Below are 15,979 nucleotides of genomic sequence, written 5' to 3'. Positions count from 1 at the left end.
CACGCTGATCAGTGACGTGGTTCGACAAAATCCCATATTTGATACTTTTCATATACTGCCGAAGCAAAAATTTTAGGACATAATGGTTTTCTTAAATGCCGGGTGCCGGCAATCAATTCGTCACATCACATTTCAAAAAACAAACTGTGACCATACACTGCGTATTGGATGTCTGAACGCGTCCGAGGGACCCGACCATCGCAATTCCAATGGAGCCATCTCTATGAAGTCCGCGAGCCGATCGGCCAGTTCGCCGTTATTCAATTCTGTGACAGCCGGTGCTCCGCCGGTGGGGGGAATATCGAAACGGAGCTTTGACATCCTCGTGGCACTTGCCGCGCTCATCCTGCTCAGCCCCATCTTCCTGCTGATCATGGCGCTTGTGAAATACACCGACGGCGGCAGCATCTTCTATGGCCACCGCCGCATCGGCTACAATGGAACGACCTTCCGTTGCCTGAAATTCCGAACCATGGCGGAGAACGGCGATGCCCTTCTTCAGCAATATTTCGAAGAAAACCCTGAAGCGCTGGAGGAATGGCGCGCCACGCGCAAGCTGCAGGACGATCCGCGCGTCACCGTGCTCGGAACGGTGCTTCGCAAGCTCAGCCTCGACGAACTCCCTCAGCTCATCAACATCCTCAAGGGGGAGATGAGCATCGTCGGCCCCCGTCCGGTGGTCGAAGACGAACTGGAGCTCTACGAGGCATCCGCCGTCTATTATCTGCGCAGCCGCCCGGGCCTCACCGGCCTCTGGCAGGTCAGCGGCCGCAATGATGTTTCCTACGCGGCGCGCATCGCCTTCGATACGCATTATGTGCGCAACTGGTCGCTCACGCGGGACCTCGTCATCGTCGTGCGCACCATCCCGGCCGTGTGCCTTTCGCGCGGCAGTTACTGATTTCTGCAAGAGGTTGCCATGAAAACGATCTCGACCGCAGCCACGGTTGCGCACGCCTTTTCCATGAGAATGCTCGGTGGCCTCACGCTCGCCGCGGTGCTTATGGCCGGATCCTCCGCCTCCGCGGAGGAATACCGGCTCGGCGTCATGGACAAGTTGCGCATCCGCGTGGCGGAATGGCAGACCGCAGAAGGCGCGATCCGTGACTGGAGCGCCGTCAGCGGTGATTACCGGATCGGTGCCGATGGTTCCCTTTCCCTGCCGTTCATCGGCCAATTGCCTGCCGACGGCCGCACCACAGCGGATCTTTCGGCCGATATCGGCAAGAAGATGCAGGTGCTCTTCGGCCTCAAGGACCTGCCGTCCGCCTCGGTGGAGATCGCCGAATACCGGCCGGTCTATCTGTCCGGCGACGTGCAGACACCCGGTGCCTACCCCTATGCGCCGGGGTTGACGGTCCTGAAGGCCATCAGCTTCGGTGGCGGGCTGCGCCGGGCGGATCCCGGCCAGCGCTTCGCTCGCGATTTCCTGCGCTCGGAAGGCGAGGCGGCTGTCTATGTCGCCGAGCGCAATCGTCTGCTCATCCGCCGCGCACGCATCGTGGCGGAGATGTCCGGCGCAACGGAAATCGAAATGCCCAAGGAGCTCGCGAAGTCCGAGGAGGCCAAGGCGATCATGGAAAGCGAGAAGGCGCTGATGGCCTCTCGGGAAAAGCGGCAGCGCTTGCAACTGACGGCGCTGGCTGATCTCAAGTCGCTGCTTGAGAATGAAATCGACTCGCTCGCCAAGAAGTCCGAAACCCAGACGCGCCAGCTCGAACTCGTTCAGGGCGACCTTTCCAAGGTCGATACGCTGGCGGAAAAGGGGCTCGCGATCAGCTCGCGGCGTCTTGCGCTGGAACAGCGCACCGCCGACCTCCAGGCCGCCCTGCTCGATATCGACACGGCCTCGCTGAAGGCCAAGCAGGACATAAACAAGGCCTCTCAGGACGAGACGAACCTGACGAATGACAGGGATGCCGAACTGGCGCAGGAGCTACAGAACACCGAGCAGGAACTAGATACGCTCGCTCTGAAGCTCGGCACCAGCCGTGACCTGATGTCGGAGGCGCTGATGCAATCGGCCGATGCCGCCACGCTGAAGGGTGGACTTTCCGCCGCCAATATCGGTTATTCGATCGTGCGCACGGTCGGGGACAAGACCGAGCAGATCCGCGCCACCGAAACGACGCCGGTCCTGCCCGGTGACATCGTGAAGGTGGAAGCCAGTCTCGCGACGCAGTGAGACTGACCATGCGGATCGCGAAGCACCGGCTCATCGGACCTGAAGGCAACGAGGCCTATGGCGCCTTCGCCGTCGCACTGTCGTTGTTCGTCTTCGCTTATTCCTTCCGCTTCGGCCAGGTCTCGATCCTTGCCTATTACGCCCTGTGGCTGCCGTTGGTCGCCGTCGATTACCGGCGGGTTCTCGGCAACTATGCCCATTATCTCTGGCTCTTCGCGTTTGCGCTTTTTGCCTGCCTGTCCGTGTTCTGGTCGCAGGCGCCGGGCGCGACGATGCGCACCGGGCTGCAGTATCTCTCGCACGTCGTTTGCGCGCTCATCGCGATGCGCGTAGTCGACACGCGCACGCTGGTGCGCGGCGGGTTGATCGGCACGGGGCTGGTGCTGTTCTACTCGCTCGCCTTTGGCGTCTATCATCTCGATCCGCTCGACGGGACCTACAGCTTCGTCGGTGCCTTCGCTTCCAAGAATCAGCTCGGGTTCTATGCCTCGCTCGCCGTGCTCTTCGCCTTCGCCGCGCTTTTTCTCGGCATGGAGCGGGGTGTCTGGAAGCTGGCCGCCGTGGGCTGCGTGCTCGTCGCGCTCTATTGCCTGAAGGCCTCGCAATCGGCCACATCGGTCCTCACGACCGTCGCCGTCGCCGGTCTGTGCGTCGCGCTGCGCGCATTGGAAATGCTCGCGCCGCGCCACCGCAAGATGCTGTTTTCGGCGCTCGCCGTGCTGACCGTGGGGCTCGGGCTCGCCGCCGTCTACGGCGGTGGCTTCGAGATGATCCTCGGCGTCTTCGGCAAGGATGCGACGCTTACCGGGCGCACCTATCTATGGCAGCAGGGCATCGCGGCGGCGAGTGCTGCGCCGCTTGTCGGCATCGGCTACCAGGCTTTCTGGGTGCAGGGTTTTGCAGAGGCCGAGCGGCTCTGGGCGGCGTTCTTCATCGCCGGGCGCAGCGGCTTCCATTTCCACAACACGTTTATCGCCGCGACGGTCGAGACAGGCCTGATCGGCTGCCTGCTGCTGTCCATCGTGCTCCTTGTCACGCTGACGGGTCACCTGCGCCGGCTGCTGTCAGCTGCGCGCGACCGCGAGGCGCTGGTGCTGTTCACCATCGCGGCATTGCTGGCGGTGCGCACCTTCGTGGAGATCGATATCCTCAACCCCTATCACGTCGGTTCCTTCCTGCTTTACTTTGCTGCCGGCAAGCTGACGGACGGGCGGCGAAGCCGCGCGCATCGCTTCGTGCCGGCAGGAAGACCGATCCGACCTCGCCTCGGAACGGTGGCCGCATGACGTCCCCGGCCATCCCCGAAGCGCGCCGGGAAACGCTCTACGGCGTTCAGTATCTGCGTGCCTTCGCGGCGCTCGCCGTCCTCGCCTTCCATGCGGCCGAGCGAAGCGGTTACGCCTTTGTCATCGGCGCGGCCGGCGTCGACGTCTTCTTCGTCATCAGCGGCTTCATCATGTGGGTGATCGTCGAACGGCGCCCCGTTTCGCCCGGACACTTCCTGCGGGAGCGTATCCGCCGTATCGTGCCCATCTACTGGCTGGCGACCGGGGTGATGGTGGCGGGAGCGCTCGCGGGTCTCTTTCCCAATCTGGTGCTGACGGCCAGCCATATCGTCGCGTCGCTGTTCTTTGTCCCGATGCGCTCGCCGAGCACCGGAGAGCTTTGGCCGGTGCTCGTCCAGGGCTGGACGCTCAATTACGAGATGTTCTTCTACGCCGTCTTTGCGTCGTGTCTGCTCTTGCCCGGCCGCGTGCGCCTCGCCGTCGTCGCGGCGATCTTTGTGTTCCTCGTCGCGCTCGGCTTTATGGTGGATAGCGACAACGCCCTCTTTGCTACCTATACGAGGCCGATCATTCTGGAATTCGTCGCTGGCATGATGATCGGCCGCCTTTGGCTTTCCAGGCATGTTCCACCCCGGTGGCTGGCGCTTGCCCTCATCGTCGCGTCATTCGCCGGCTTTGCGGCGATCGGCATTCTGAACCTGCCGTTTGACGAATGGACGTGCGGTCCGCTCGCTGCCGCCCTTGTCTATGGAACTGCCTTTCTGGAAAAACACGGCCGTGGCGTGCCGTTCGCGAAGGCTCCCGCCTTTCTGGGCTCCGCATCCTATTCGATCTATCTCTGGCACACCTTTGCGATCTCCGTCGCGGCCAAGGCCGGCGGCGCTGTCGGCCTCGCACCGCCGATCATCTTCGTCACATCGATGTGCGCCGGTTTGGCCGCAGGTCTCTGCGCCTATGTCGTCTGCGAGCAGCCACTCCTGCGCAGCCGGGGAAAGCTCCTGGCGCAGAGACGCCTTTTGCCCTCCCTGCGGCGGAACCTAACTCAAGGTCACGGGAGATGACGTGCTGCGGTTATCCATCCGACGTCTTGGGATATCTTTGTTTGGCGCTCAGGCCGATGATCGCACTCCGTCACCGAGGCTCGGTTCTCGACGCTTGTTCATCGTCTGCGCCCTTGAGAAGCAAGGTCAGGCGGTCGGCCGCGCCGCGGAGGTGGTCTTCCGCCGCCAGCCGCGCCTCCTGCGGGTCGGCTTTGGCGATGGCACGGTAGATCGCCGTATGTTCAGCCTGAACCTGTTTGAGGAGGGCATTGCGCAATGTGCTGGCGCGTGCCTTGCGGATGAAGTTGCGGACATGGGATTCGAGAAAATCCGACATTTCCCGGAAATGCGGATTGCCGCAGGCATCGACGATCTCCCGGTGAAACGCCAGGTCCTCCTCGATGCCGGCCTCGCCGTTGTCGAAAGCCGTCTGGATGGCGTTGAGCCGCCGTTCGATCTCGCGGAGCTGCGTTTCGGAACGCCGCTCTGCCGCAAGCGCCGTCGCCGCGGACTCGACGGCCATCAGCAGTTCGATGACGTTCTGCACATCGAGCGCATCGGTCAGATCGACGCCCGCTAGCCGGAAGGCAATTTCCTTGGTTTCGATGACGAAGGCGCCAAGCCCCTGACGCGTCGCGACCAGGCCATCTCGCTTCAGTGAGCCGATTGCCTCGCGGATGATCGGCCGGCTCACGCCGTATTTCTCCGAAAGAACACGCTCCGTCGGCAGCTTGTCTCCCTTCGCATAGGTTCCAGACGTGATGTCGGCACGGATGCGGCCGGCGACCGAATCCGCAAGCGACGGGCCGCGTGTTACCCTGTCATCTAGCACCATGCGCGCCCTCCGAGCGTTTTCGTTTCCCTGACTCTACCGTCCGGAGCGGTTTTAACAGGCTTTGCCGCCCGCAACTGCCCCATCGCATCTTTTTCCGCAAGAATAGCAGAAACCACTTGTCAGGCAACCATGTAATATGGTTCATTGGCCATAAGAGGAGGGCGGCCGCCGGTCGCCACGACGGGTTTCCGGTTGATCGAAGCGGGCAGGGTGCCGGAGGTGGTCCAGCGCCGCCGGCGAAGCGTGTCCAGCCGTCGTCCGGTGGAAAGTGCCGGGCCTCTGGGGACCAGATCCGAAGCGACAGGGAGGAAAACATGAGCTTCTTTGATCACACCGTACGGCTGCGAAGACTTGCCGAGGAGGCCACCGAATTTGCGCAGTTCAGTCGGCGCACCCTCTTGAAGGGCGCGGCCGGCGTTATCGGCGGCGCGGCCCTCGCCGGGTCTGCGACAGTCGCGAGCGCGGAAGAGATCACGCCACCAGCGCCTGGCAAGAAGGTGCGCATCGGTGTTCCGCTGACCTATGGGCCATTCAATCAACCCTGGCGGCGCGGCTGCTGGCAGATCGTCAAGGCCGTGCTCGACGCCGGAGGCGAAGTCGTGACCGTTCGCGGCGAGCCGACAAAGGCGAGCGAGCAGGCCGCTGCTCGCGCGCTCCTCGATCGCGGCATCGACGCGCTCGTCATGGGCATCTACTCTCAGGAATCCGAGACGGCCTATATCGCGGACGAAGCCCACAAGCGCGGCATCAAGACGGTCGGCTTTACCATACCCGTGAAGGATTCGCCCGCCGTCATGGACGATGTGTGGGGCACCGCCACGACGCTGGGCTACTTCGTGCAGAACTACTGCAAGCGTCAGGGCACTTTCGCCCAGACCGCAGAACAGCGCGGCTACTTCACGCCGTTCGACATGGAAGTCGACATGTTCGAGCTGATGTGCCGCTACGAGCCGCGCATGAAGGTCCTTCCTTTCATCGATGGCGGGCAAGGCACGACGGACGAAATCTCCGTGGGCCGCAAGAACATGCTGTCCCTGCTGCAGGCCAATCCCGAGCCCGGCTCGCTGGCCGGCTTCATCTCGTGGTGGTGGCCCTTCACGCTCGGAGCCGGGCAGGCACTCAAGCAGATGAACCGCGACGATGTTCCGCTGTTCAATCACTACCTGTCGACCCAGTTCCTAGAAGCCTGGGCCGCCAAGCAGGTTCCGGTGGTTTTCAGCTGCGACTCGCCGTTCCCCGAAATCGGCCGCAAGACCGGCGAGCTCGCCGTCAAACTCGCCCGGGGCGAGGATGTCCCGAACCTCGTTTACCGCATTCCGGTCATCACCAAGACGCCGGATCAGGCGGCAGAGGCCCTTGCCGAACTCAAGAGCATGGACGAGCAGGCGATCGCCCTGCTCAAGCAGTTCGGCGGCTAAGGGCCGGCCTGGCATGCGGCGGGCACCGTCTTCCCGCCCGCCGCATGCGTCTCCTATCGCATAACAAACGGGTAGGTCGTTGCGGCTTAGGCCGGCACTTGCCCTCTATCGATCAAGAACGACTGGAACGGAACAGTGACGCAAGCTGAGCAGGAAAGCCTCGCGCAGGCGAAGACGACGCGAAACGCCTTGGAAAAAACACAGGCCGCGGGACGAAAGGAGTCCGCTGCCATGCGCTTTCTGCGGCGCTGGGGAACCATCATCGTGCTCGTGCTGGCGGCGGTCGGCTTTTCCATCGCCTCGCCCTATTTCGCGACCGTATCGAACCTCAACAATATCCTGTTCTCCATGATCGTCAGTGCACTGGTATCGCTCGGCCTGACATGGGTCGTCATTTCCGGCAGCTTCGATCTGTCGATCGGCCTGACGGTGACCACGTCGTCGATCCTCGTCGCCTTCCTCATTCCAATCCTTGGGCCATGGGCCGCGATAGCCGTCGCGCTTGTTGCCGCCTGCCTGATCGGTGCGGTCAACGGCGTTCTCGTCACCTATGGCCGGCTGTCCGGCATCGTGGTGACATTGGGGGTGATGTTCGTTCTTTCGGGCATCAACATCTTCATCACCGGCGGCTATCAGGTGCCGGTAGGCTATGACGAGACGGCCTTCCTCTATTTGGGCCAGGGCAAGCTCGGCATTATCGGCGTTCCGGTTCTGATCCTGCTCGCGGTGTTCCTCGTTGCCTTGGTCGCCGCGACGCGCACGCGCATCGGCCACTATATCGCTGCTGTTGGCGACAATCCGATGGCGGCCTTCTACTCCGGCATCAACGTCTATCGCTGGGTCATCCTCGCTTTTGTGTTGTCTGCTCTCATGTCGGGCATTGCCGGGGTGATCGTGACATCCATTTCTTCGTCGGCGCAGCCTGTTGGTGGCGAAGGCTATCTGCTGGAGGCATTCGCTGCCGTGTTCCTCGGCGCGACTGTCCTCGGCAAGGGAAAGCCCCATCTGCTGGGCACGCTCGTCGGCGTCTTCTTCCTCTACATGGTGGATTCCGGCATGAACATGGTCGGCTTCCCGTTTGCCGCCCGCCACATCTTCCAGGGGCTGGTTCTCATCATCGCGGTCGGCGCAAACGCGCTTCTCAACCGCGAAGAAGTCCACCTCAAGTTCATCTGAGGTAAGGACCATGACTGACACAGCACTCGTCGAACTGAAAAATCTCGAAAAGGAATTTGCCGGCACCAAGGCGCTGAAGGGCGTGAGCCTCAGCTTCCTTGCCGGCGAGGTGCACGGTCTGCTCGGCGAAAACGGTGCCGGCAAGTCGACTTTGATCAAGATCCTCACGGGCGTTTATTCACCCAGCGCCGGCGAGATCCTCCTCGAAGGCGCGTCTGTGCGGGTCTCCAGCCCGCCCGAAGCGCACCTCCTGGGTCTTGGCGCCGTCTACCAGGACGCCGAACTCGTTTCCAGCTTCACCGTCGGGCAGAATATCCTGCTTGGCAACGAACCGGGTCGGTTTGGCGTCAGCGACCGGGCAATCCATGACGAGGCAACCGCGATCCTGGCCGACATGGGCATCGACCTTGATGCGCGCCGCATGGCCAGCACGCTTTCTGCCGCCGAGATGCAACTGGTTACGCTGGCGACGCTCTTTCATCGCCGATACAAGCTGATCGTGCTGGATGAGCCCACGGCCCGCCTTTCCGCGGCGGAATCGGAAGTGCTCTTCCGCATCATCGAGCGCTTCAAGAAGCAGGGCATCGCCATCGTCTACATCTCCCATCGCCTCAAGGAGGTGCAGGAAATCTGCGATCGGGCAACGATCCTGCGCGGCGGGATGGTCTCCGGGACGCTGAACCGCGGCGAAGTCACCGAGGACCGGGTGACCGAGCTGATGGTCGATCGCAATCGCTCGGAATTGTCGATCTATAATGATGGCAGCCGGGCTCGTCCGGAGGTTCTTCTGGAGGTCACGGAACTGGCGACGGCCAACCTGTCGCCTCTCTCCTTCACCATCCGAGTGGGCGAGGTTCTGGGCATTACGGGGCCGGTCGGCGGCGGCATGGAGGATGTAGCGCGCGCACTAGGCGGCGTCGTGCGCCATGCGGGCAAGGCCAGGCTGCGCGGCAAGGCCATCGACGTCAGGACACCCATTGCCGCGCGCCGTTCGGGCGTGGCCCTCATTCCCGAGGATCGGCGCAAGCAGGCGCTCTTCCCGGCGCTCTCCGTTGCCGACAACATCTGCCTTCCGGTACTGAACAGGCTTGAGCGGTTTTTGACCATACGTCCCGGCGCGATAAGGAAATATTCCGACGACGTGATGGGCCAGCTCGCGGTTCGCCCGCGCAACGCCGCCTTGCAGGTCCGTTTCTTTTCGGGCGGCAACCAACAGAAGGTGGTCATCGGCAAATGGATGAGTGCCGGTGCATCGCTCTACATCATCGTGGAACCGACGAACGGCGTGGATGTCGGTGCGATCAAAGAAATCTACGACATCATCCTGCAGCTTGCGCAGGATGGCGCGGCAGTATTGCTTGTGTCGTCATCGTTGCGTGAGACGTTGGTGCTTGCCGATCGCGTGATGGTCATTCACGACGGCAAGTGCGTCGCGGAAGCCCCGAAGACCCACTGGACCTACGATGAGCTTCTGGCCGTCACGCTGAGCGGCAAATCGAAAACCGCGGCTTAGCCGCAGCCTATTCACGACAGGAGGAGACCCCATGAGCACAGATATCCGGCTCTACATGTTCCAGACCGGCCAGATCCGACAGAAGGAAGTCGACATTAAGCTCGGCTACAGTCAGGATCCGTTCTTCACGCCGATACCGTGGTATCTGATCGTCCATCCCAAGGGCAACATCGTCATCGATGGCGGTACGGCCGTCGAGGCGGCCCACGATCCGGAAGGCTGGTGGGGCGAGACGACCAAGAAGTACTACCCGATCATGGATCCGGCTGAGGGCTGCGTGAACCAGCTCGCCAAGATCGGCATGAGGCCTGACGACATCAAATTCGTGCTTCACTCGCATCTGCATCTCGATCATTCCGGCGCCTGCGGCAATTTCCCAAAGGCGCGCCATCTGGTGCAGCGCCGCGAGATCGACTGGGCCTTCTCCGCGGACTGGTTCATGCAGGGCGGCTATATCAAGAAGGACCTGACAAAGGACGGCATCACCTGGGACGTGATGGAGGACGAAGACCAGTACGACGTGTTCGGCGACGGCAGCGTGCAGACGTTCATGTCTCCGGGGCATACGCCCGGTCACCAGTCGATCATGGTGCGGTTGCCGAACACTGGCCCGATCCTGCTGGCGATCGATGCGGCCTACACGATGGATCATTGGAACGAAAAATGCCTGCCGGGTGCACTCACCTCGGCGCGCGAGGCAGCGGCATCCGTGCGCAGGCTGCGGCGTATCGTCGAGAAGGAAAATGCGATCGTCGTGCCCGGCCACGATATGGAAACCTGGCAGGCCTTCAAGAAGGCTCCTGCTGAATACTACGACTGATCCTCGCAACCAGGATGCCGTCGGCGGGCAACCGCTGACGGCAGGCGCCACGCTCTACCCTCCATCCGACCCGAAACATAACCCATGATGGCTGCCGCTAGGTTTCCGTCCGAGAGCATCTGTTTTCAAATGCATGATATAATCCTCAATCAGATAGAGCAGCGGTGGAACGATGCCGCGGCGACCTGGGATAGCAAGGCGCTCTCGCGGATCTACACGGACGATGCCGTTTTTTTTGGTTTGCTCCCCCGGCTTTATGTCGGCCGCTTGGATGTCGAGGCGTATTTCCGCAGCTATGAGGGCGTTCTCCATGGCGTGACGCTTTCCCTCATCGACCAGCACATCCGCTCTCTGGGAGAGGGCCTGTTTATCGCGCAGGGTTTCGGCGATATCGTCAATCGCCATATGGACGGCACGATCGTGCATAACAGGGTTCGCACCTCCTTCGTTGTGACGGAGACGGAAAGCGCATGGCTGATAGCGCTGCATCACTTTTCGAACGTGAAGCCATCTGAAAGTGGGACGTCGTGATCCGGCGGTGCTTGAACTTTTTTCATCTCGTTGCCTTGTCGCTCTGACGCAGCTATCGGCGCAGGCTTTGAGCCGTCACGAACCGGCAGGCGGCTTCAGCCAGAATGTCTGCAACTGCATCACGATCAGCCCGAGAAAGATGAGGCCGAGACCGGCAAGGCGGGGCCATGAAACGGGTTGCTGCGGCAGGCCGACGAGGCCCCATCGATCGATGATGATCGATGCGAGCATCTGCCCGGCGATGACCGCCATGATGAAGCCGGCCGCGCCGAGTTTTGGCGCAAGCATGAGCGCGCCGGTGATGTAGACGACGCCGACAATGCCGCCGATCCATATCCAGCGCGGCGCGTGGGCGAGGTTCGACAGGGTCGGCAACTGCACCTTCGTCAAAAGCATGACGGGCAGGATGCAGGCCAGGCTGACGCAAAGGGATACGAGCGTGCCCCAAAGCGGATGACCAAGCGACCGTCCGAGAGCCGCGTTTGCTCCTGCCTGAAACGGAACGACCGCACCGGTCACGACGGCAGCGACGATGAGGAATATTGTATTGGTTTGCATGGCGAATAACCTCCGATGCCCACCACGTGCACTATTTGGTGTGCTGATGGAAATTCCGATTTAATATCTCCGCTATGCATGATGTGAATAATCTCCGAGGCGTCGACCTTAACCTTCTTGTGGTCCTTGATGCCCTTCTGGCCGAGCGGCACGTGTCACGGACAGCCACGCGGCTCAATATGAGCCAGCCGGCAGTCAGCCATGCGCTCGGGCGTCTGCGTCTTCTGTTCAACGATCCCCTGCTCGTACGCCGCGGTGGTCAGCTTGTCCCAAGTGCCAAGGCAATGGAGATCGCGCCGGTTCTGGGGCAAGCCCTGCGACAGATGAGGGAGGTCCTCGGTCCGAACGGCTTCGACCCCGCGCGTGAGAAACGAGGTTTCCGCCTTGCAATGTCGGACTATGGCTCCGCCGTTGTGCTCCCCGGTCTTTTGCGAAGGCTGCGTCGCGAGGCGCCAGGGATCGAGCTTGTGGTGACCCAGTCGAGCCGGGAAGCCATGCTTCGGCTGCTGCTGGACGGCGAGTGCGATCTCGCCCTGGGCGTCTTTCCTGATCTTCCCGAACGGCTGCAAGCCGGGCAGCTCGCCATCGAGCACTTCGTCTGCGTGGCGGACCGCAATTCGATGGCGGGCAAGGACCGCCTCGATATGGACGGCTATCTTGCAAGCCCCCACGTTCTCGTTGCGATGAACGACGGCACGAACACCGAAATCGACATGGCTTTACGCGCTCTGGGCCATACGCGACACGTCGTGGTCACGCTGCCCCATTGGGGCAACGCACCGCGGCTGATCCATGGAACGGATCTCGTCCTGACGGTCGCGCGCAATGCGCTCGCACTCCATGAAACCGATCCCTCCCTGGTTTTCTTCGAGCCGCCGTTTCCGATAGCGCCATTTCCGTTTGTGCAGGTCTGGCATGAGCGTCGCGCGAGCGATCCTGCTCACCTGTGGCTTCGCAACACCATTGCAGACGTCGTGACACATGCCCAAAGACTGACAAGCTAGGGCGCACTGTTCAACGGCGAGATTTTCCGAAGCGTATTGAGGTCGGGCGTGCGGACGATGCGATACCGTCCTTCGATGACGTTATACCCGGCGAATGAAAGCAGTCCGATCGCCGCCAGCACATAGAGAACGCTTCCAAATGGGAGTTGACGCAACCAGTCGAGCGCATCGGCCATGCCGCCTGCTTGTTGCGGATCGATCGTGAACGCCGCATAGCAGAAGAATACGCCTGCAACCGCGAAAAGCACACCGCGCGCGCTGAGCCCGTATACGCATACGATATTGATGAGCCTGTTCTCTTTTACGTTTGGCTCCAGGTATCGCTTGTATTTTCCCGTCACGCCCTTCCAGACGGTAACACCGCCTCCAATCACGAAACCGAGCCCGATCGATGCCGCCAGATAACGACCGAACGGTTGCGCCATTGCCCAACCGGCCAGGTCCTTTTCGCCTTCGGAGCTCCTTGCAGCCGCAAAACCAAGGGCATGGTCGAAGCTGTAATAGGCAAGACCGACGTAAACGACCGCGCTGCCAAGCAACATGATCCTGATCACGTAGCCTTTCAGGTTTTGCTCGTGATTGTCGGCATTCGCAATGGATTGCGCCAGACGCCAGACGACGAAGCCGGCAAGGCCCAGGCCGATCAGACCAAGCCATAATCGACCGAACGGCTGCGTGAGAAGAGAATCGAGCGCGGATTTCGTCGTTGCCGTTCCCGTGAACAACGCCAGGCCCGCCAGAAGAGCAAAGACGATGCCGCGAGCGACATAGCCAATCCGCGCAAGGACTTGAAAGCCGGTTCGTTGATGCATGAGCCACTCCCGTTGCTGGCATTGGAACGCGAAACAAGGCGTGTTGTTCTCTCGCAACGTTTAGAGAGGGGCGAAATTATCCACGGTCTTCCGCGTTCACGGAGAGCCGCAGTGTCGGGACATTGTCCTCTGGTTCGAAAGAACGCGGGTATTGGCTACGGTGCGTGCTTATCTCGAGACGAGACGCCGGCATCGCCGATCTCCGCTCTTGCCATGAGAATGGTCTCGATCTTCCCGGATGGAACGTCGTTGACGATCTTGAACGTGCCGACTTGATGGAGTTTGGCGAGGCCTGCCGGAATCGGGACATCGCTTGCGGCCAAAACGGCTTTGATGTCCTCGATCGTCTGCTCAAGCGAGGCGATCGTCGGTTCGTTGTTCTCCAGCCGGGTCAGGAGATAGCGATAACAGGACTTGCTCATTTTCAGGAACTCCAGAAGGCCTGCGGCCAGATATGCAAAGCGGACGCCTCGCATCACGGTTGGCCGGTCACGTCGGCGGTCACGTATACCTTCGTGGAGGGCGGCGGAATGTCCGCGCCCAAGACGGCGAGATAGACGGAGATGCCGAGCATGCAGAAGGCGATAATTCCCACGGGAAGACCGACGCTGAACTCCTGGTCGGGCGATTTGTCGAATGAGCTTTTTGTCATGATCCGTGTCCTTTTCTGTCGAGGGAGGGGCATCGGAAAGCGCCCCTCCCTTTCAATCTCGCGTCGGCTCAAGCGGAAATGACGTAAACCACCTTCAGCGTGCCCGGCTCGACGATGATGATCCGCCCATCGACCAGCACGAAATATTCGTAACCGCGGTAGGCCGGCACGATCTCGATGATCCGAGGCGGCAGCGGACGAAGCTCGACCGTCCTTGGAACAACGACGCCGACATTGACGTCGATATCGAGTTTGACCGGCTCCGCCTTGGTTTCCACGATGACGTTGCGGATCTCCGTACGCTGCTCGGTCGTAATATCGATGCTCGCCGTGGTCTCGTTCGACGGCTCGCTTGTCGAAGCCTCGTTGGAAGACTTGGACGAGGGCACGTCAGCTTCGGCGTTCTTTTCCGTCGTTGTCGTGGTCGATGCGGCGCCGTTAGCGTCAAGCTTTGGAGACTTTGCCTCTCCTGCTTCCACCGAGCTGTCCGTCGAGCCGGCCGTCTCGGCACTCTTGCCGCCGTTCTCGACCTCTGACGAGCCTTGCGCGGCAGCCTCGGCGCCTCCGTTGCGTTCCTCCGCCTGAGTGGTCGCGCCGGTTCTCGTATCCGCCTGTCCCGACGCCCCATCCTGGGGCAGGATGACGTTTGCGCCGCCCTGTGACGAACCGGCGTCACCGGCCGGCTGTTGCTGGGCAATGGCCGTTCCACCCAGGAAGACGGTGGTGCTGCTCAGCAGGAGAGCGGCGATCGTATTCTTCGATACAGTTTTCATCAGGTTATTCCTCCGTTTGTTGTTCTGCGCGCCTTGATGCGCACCGAGCCGTCAACTGAAGAGACCGCCGGCTGTTCCTGGAGCGGGGCTTTTGCAGAGGGAGTATCGGACCAAAGGCCTGTGCCGGCTGGCCGATCGGGTACCTGCGTTCCGGCATCAGCCCCATTGAACTGCCGCAATGAACGTAAAATGCTCTTGCGCGTTTGCCCGACGAAAGCGCAGGATGTGCATGATGAAGGTCTACAAACCAGCAACAGCAGTTTTTACGATCGGCATAGCCCTGGCGGTTGCTGCGGCGCCCGTTCGTGTGGAATGGACAGCAAGCACGCCGTCCCTCACGCTTGCCACCGTGGATGCAAAGAACGGCAACGGCGGCGGAAACGGTGGCGGAAATGGCGGTGGCCGCGGCGGTAAGGGCGGATCCGAGAGCAACGGCAGATCCGACAGCAAAGGAGGGCCCGGTAGCCGAGGCGGGCCCGATAGCAAGGGCGGCAAAGGAAAAAATGCGTCCGGTGGCAAGGCAAAGGGGCGCGCTGCTTCCGTGGCCAAGAAGGAAGTCACACGCAACTCCGTCGCGGTTCGCTATCGCAACGGCTATCTCGAGCAGGTGGTCAAAGGCCGGTTCATCATGAAGGATTCGAAAGGCCGCACGATCGTCAACCGAAAGGCGACAACGCAGGATCGCATGCGCCTTTGGTTGAAGACCATCATACCCTAGCCGGCGGAAGGCCGAGCCGCTTCGCCTGCATCCCGGAATGCCATAGCCGCCTCGGTCCGGTTGCTGACTTTGAGTTTGGCGAATATGCGCGTCAAATGGTGCTTGATCGTCTTTTCATGAAGGTCGAGATCGCGGGCAATCCGCTTGTTGCTCAGGCCTGCTGCCACAAGACGCAGCACATCACGCTCGCGCTCGGTAAGCTCATGAATCCCTGTCGCGCTTGACGGGTTTCCTGTTTGTGAAATGCCGGCAATCATTCGTGCGGACAGCGCGGGCGAAAGATACATCTCGCCGCCGTGGACGGCACGCACGATCTCGGAAAGCATTCGCGACCCTACACCTTTGAGCACGTAGCCTTTGGCACCCAGTTTCAAGGCCGTCGCAATGTCGGAATGCGATTCCGATACGGTCAGCATTATGATTTTCTGCGAGGGTTGCCGGTCCAGGATCGCTTCCACCGCATTCAGACCTCCGCCCGGCATCGAGATATCCAGCAGCATGACGTCGGGACTCGACTGCTGGGCGATCGCCTGGGCGTCCTCGCTACTGCCACCTTCGCCGACGATATCGTAACCGCCGATGTCCGTCAGGCAACTTGCCACCCCTTCGCGGAAGATGGGATGGTCGTCGACGACCGCAACGCGGATGGTGTTCATCT

The 15,979-nt window shown here is 61.3% G+C and carries 18 protein-coding genes; 11 read left to right on the top strand and 7 right to left on the bottom strand.

Annotation, left to right across the window (positions count from 1 at the left end):
* The first annotated feature begins 223 nt into the window (after window positions 1-223).
* From K6301_RS20195 to K6301_RS20180, 4 genes are all read left to right on the top strand, one after another.
* Window positions 224-901 carry a sugar transferase gene (locus K6301_RS20195; RefSeq protein WP_134646331.1) on the top strand — a complete coding sequence of 226 codons (678 nt, stop codon included), beginning with the start codon at window positions 224-226 and terminating at the stop codon, window positions 899-901.
* A 63-nt stretch (window positions 902-964) separates the two neighbouring features.
* The gene (locus tag K6301_RS20190) at window positions 965-2,185 is read left to right on the top strand and encodes a polysaccharide biosynthesis/export family protein (RefSeq protein ID WP_246665731.1); all 1,221 of its coding nucleotides are present in this window, start codon (window positions 965-967) and stop codon (window positions 2,183-2,185) included.
* A gap of 8 nt (window positions 2,186-2,193) precedes the next feature.
* Window positions 2,194-3,471 carry an O-antigen ligase family protein gene (locus K6301_RS20185; protein ID WP_247222344.1) on the top strand — a complete coding sequence of 426 codons (1,278 nt, stop codon included), beginning with the start codon at window positions 2,194-2,196 and terminating at the stop codon, window positions 3,469-3,471.
* Complete coding sequence (locus tag K6301_RS20180) at window positions 3,468-4,532, top strand: acyltransferase family protein (protein WP_247222342.1); 1,065 nt, start codon at window positions 3,468-3,470, stop codon at window positions 4,530-4,532. Before K6301_RS20185 ends, K6301_RS20180 begins: the two co-directional genes overlap by 4 nt.
* A 70-nt stretch (window positions 4,533-4,602) precedes the next feature.
* Here the strand turns inward: K6301_RS20180 and K6301_RS20175 are convergent, their stop codons facing one another.
* The gene (locus K6301_RS20175; protein ID WP_134646339.1) at window positions 4,603-5,346 is read right to left on the bottom strand and encodes a FadR/GntR family transcriptional regulator; all 744 of its coding nucleotides are present in this window, start codon (window positions 5,344-5,346) and stop codon (window positions 4,603-4,605) included.
* A gap of 314 nt (window positions 5,347-5,660) precedes the next feature.
* Here K6301_RS20175 and K6301_RS20170 point away from each other — a divergent pair, with 314 nt between their 5' ends.
* The 5 genes from K6301_RS20170 (at window position 5,661) to K6301_RS20150 (ending at window position 10,804) form a co-directional block, all read left to right on the top strand.
* Complete coding sequence (locus K6301_RS20170; RefSeq protein WP_247222341.1) at window positions 5,661-6,764, top strand: sugar ABC transporter substrate-binding protein; 1,104 nt, start codon at window positions 5,661-5,663, stop codon at window positions 6,762-6,764.
* A 231-nt stretch (window positions 6,765-6,995) separates the two neighbouring features.
* Window positions 6,996-7,940 carry an ABC transporter permease gene (locus K6301_RS20165; protein WP_134646343.1) on the top strand — a complete coding sequence of 315 codons (945 nt, stop codon included), beginning with the start codon at window positions 6,996-6,998 and terminating at the stop codon, window positions 7,938-7,940.
* Between the two features lie 10 nt (window positions 7,941-7,950).
* The gene (locus K6301_RS20160) at window positions 7,951-9,453 is read left to right on the top strand and encodes a sugar ABC transporter ATP-binding protein (RefSeq protein WP_247222340.1); all 1,503 of its coding nucleotides are present in this window, start codon (window positions 7,951-7,953) and stop codon (window positions 9,451-9,453) included.
* A gap of 31 nt (window positions 9,454-9,484) precedes the next feature.
* Window positions 9,485-10,273, top strand: coding sequence for an AttM family quorum-quenching N-acyl homoserine lactonase (gene attM / locus K6301_RS20155; protein WP_247222339.1), 789 nt, complete (start codon window positions 9,485-9,487; stop codon window positions 10,271-10,273).
* Between the two features lie 84 nt (window positions 10,274-10,357).
* Complete coding sequence (locus tag K6301_RS20150; RefSeq protein WP_247222338.1) at window positions 10,358-10,804, top strand: YybH family protein; 447 nt, start codon at window positions 10,358-10,360, stop codon at window positions 10,802-10,804.
* A 75-nt stretch (window positions 10,805-10,879) separates the two neighbouring features.
* On the opposite strand, the gene K6301_RS20145 is transcribed toward K6301_RS20150, so the two are convergent.
* A complete protein-coding gene (locus tag K6301_RS20145; RefSeq protein ID WP_247222337.1) occupies window positions 10,880-11,362 on the bottom strand; it encodes a DMT family transporter in 483 nt (160 codons plus the stop codon).
* A gap of 74 nt (window positions 11,363-11,436) precedes the next feature.
* Here K6301_RS20145 and K6301_RS20140 point away from each other — a divergent pair, with 74 nt between their 5' ends.
* Window positions 11,437-12,366, top strand: a complete 930-nt coding sequence (locus K6301_RS20140; RefSeq protein ID WP_247222336.1) for a LysR substrate-binding domain-containing protein — start codon at window positions 11,437-11,439, stop codon at window positions 12,364-12,366.
* Here K6301_RS20140 and K6301_RS20135 read toward each other — a convergent pair.
* The 4 genes from K6301_RS20135 to K6301_RS20120 form a co-directional block, all read right to left on the bottom strand.
* Window positions 12,363-13,178 (bottom strand): DUF1206 domain-containing protein, encoded by an 816-nt coding sequence (locus tag K6301_RS20135; RefSeq protein ID WP_247222335.1) that lies wholly within the window; start codon window positions 13,176-13,178, stop codon window positions 12,363-12,365. The genes K6301_RS20140 and K6301_RS20135 overlap by 4 nt on opposite strands.
* A 155-nt stretch (window positions 13,179-13,333) precedes the next feature.
* A complete protein-coding gene (locus K6301_RS20130; RefSeq protein ID WP_247222334.1) occupies window positions 13,334-13,600 on the bottom strand; it encodes a hypothetical protein in 267 nt (88 codons plus the stop codon).
* Between the two features lie 53 nt (window positions 13,601-13,653).
* A complete protein-coding gene (locus K6301_RS20125) occupies window positions 13,654-13,830 on the bottom strand; it encodes a hypothetical protein (protein ID WP_247222332.1) in 177 nt (58 codons plus the stop codon).
* Between the two features lie 68 nt (window positions 13,831-13,898).
* Window positions 13,899-14,603, bottom strand: coding sequence for a DUF1236 domain-containing protein (locus K6301_RS20120; RefSeq protein ID WP_247222331.1), 705 nt, complete (start codon window positions 14,601-14,603; stop codon window positions 13,899-13,901).
* 232 nt (window positions 14,604-14,835) lie between these two features.
* On the opposite strand from K6301_RS20120, the gene K6301_RS20115 reads away from it, so the two are divergent.
* Window positions 14,836-15,321 (top strand): hypothetical protein, encoded by a 486-nt coding sequence (locus K6301_RS20115; RefSeq protein ID WP_247222330.1) that lies wholly within the window; start codon window positions 14,836-14,838, stop codon window positions 15,319-15,321.
* Here K6301_RS20115 and K6301_RS20110 read toward each other — a convergent pair.
* Entirely contained in the window at window positions 15,318-15,977 is a 660-nt protein-coding gene (locus K6301_RS20110) for a response regulator (protein ID WP_247222329.1), read from the bottom strand. The genes K6301_RS20115 and K6301_RS20110 overlap by 4 nt on opposite strands.
* Window positions 15,978-15,979: the final 2 nt, after the last annotated feature.

The organism is Shinella oryzae (genome assembly GCF_023038235.1).
Lineage (GTDB): Bacteria > Pseudomonadota > Alphaproteobacteria > Rhizobiales > Rhizobiaceae > Shinella > Shinella sumterensis.
This window is presented reverse-complemented; position numbering and strand designations above follow the sequence as displayed.

Excerpts from the sequence above, each read along its gene's own strand:
- attM (WP_247222339.1), top strand. The coding sequence starts at position 9,485 with ATGAGCACAGATATCCGGCTCTACATGTTCCAGACCGGCCAGATCCGA.
- K6301_RS20170 (WP_247222341.1), top strand. The coding sequence starts at position 5,661 with ATGAGCTTCTTTGATCACACCGTACGGCTGCGAAGACTTGCCGAGGAG.
- K6301_RS20190 (WP_246665731.1), top strand. The coding sequence starts at position 965 with ATGAGAATGCTCGGTGGCCTCACGCTCGCCGCGGTGCTTATGGCCGGA.
- K6301_RS20130 (WP_247222334.1), bottom strand. The coding sequence starts at position 13,600 with ATGAGCAAGTCCTGTTATCGCTATCTCCTGACCCGGCTGGAGAACAAC.
- K6301_RS20180 (WP_247222342.1), top strand. The coding sequence starts at position 3,468 with ATGACGTCCCCGGCCATCCCCGAAGCGCGCCGGGAAACGCTCTACGGC.
- K6301_RS20145 (WP_247222337.1), bottom strand. The coding sequence starts at position 11,362 with ATGCAAACCAATACAATATTCCTCATCGTCGCTGCCGTCGTGACCGGT.
- K6301_RS20165 (WP_134646343.1), top strand. The coding sequence starts at position 6,996 with ATGCGCTTTCTGCGGCGCTGGGGAACCATCATCGTGCTCGTGCTGGCG.
- K6301_RS20115 (WP_247222330.1), top strand. The coding sequence starts at position 14,836 with ATGAAGGTCTACAAACCAGCAACAGCAGTTTTTACGATCGGCATAGCC.
- K6301_RS20120 (WP_247222331.1), bottom strand. The coding sequence starts at position 14,603 with ATGAAAACTGTATCGAAGAATACGATCGCCGCTCTCCTGCTGAGCAGC.
- K6301_RS20185 (WP_247222344.1), top strand. The coding sequence starts at position 2,194 with ATGCGGATCGCGAAGCACCGGCTCATCGGACCTGAAGGCAACGAGGCC.
- K6301_RS20175 (WP_134646339.1), bottom strand. The coding sequence starts at position 5,346 with ATGGTGCTAGATGACAGGGTAACACGCGGCCCGTCGCTTGCGGATTCG.
- K6301_RS20110 (WP_247222329.1), bottom strand. The coding sequence starts at position 15,977 with ATGAACACCATCCGCGTTGCGGTCGTCGACGACCATCCCATCTTCCGC.
- K6301_RS20125 (WP_247222332.1), bottom strand. The coding sequence starts at position 13,830 with ATGACAAAAAGCTCATTCGACAAATCGCCCGACCAGGAGTTCAGCGTC.
- K6301_RS20160 (WP_247222340.1), top strand. The coding sequence starts at position 7,951 with ATGACTGACACAGCACTCGTCGAACTGAAAAATCTCGAAAAGGAATTT.
- K6301_RS20140 (WP_247222336.1), top strand. The coding sequence starts at position 11,437 with ATGCATGATGTGAATAATCTCCGAGGCGTCGACCTTAACCTTCTTGTG.
- K6301_RS20135 (WP_247222335.1), bottom strand. The coding sequence starts at position 13,178 with ATGCATCAACGAACCGGCTTTCAAGTCCTTGCGCGGATTGGCTATGTC.
- K6301_RS20150 (WP_247222338.1), top strand. The coding sequence starts at position 10,358 with ATGATGGCTGCCGCTAGGTTTCCGTCCGAGAGCATCTGTTTTCAAATG.
- K6301_RS20195 (WP_134646331.1), top strand. The coding sequence starts at position 224 with ATGAAGTCCGCGAGCCGATCGGCCAGTTCGCCGTTATTCAATTCTGTG.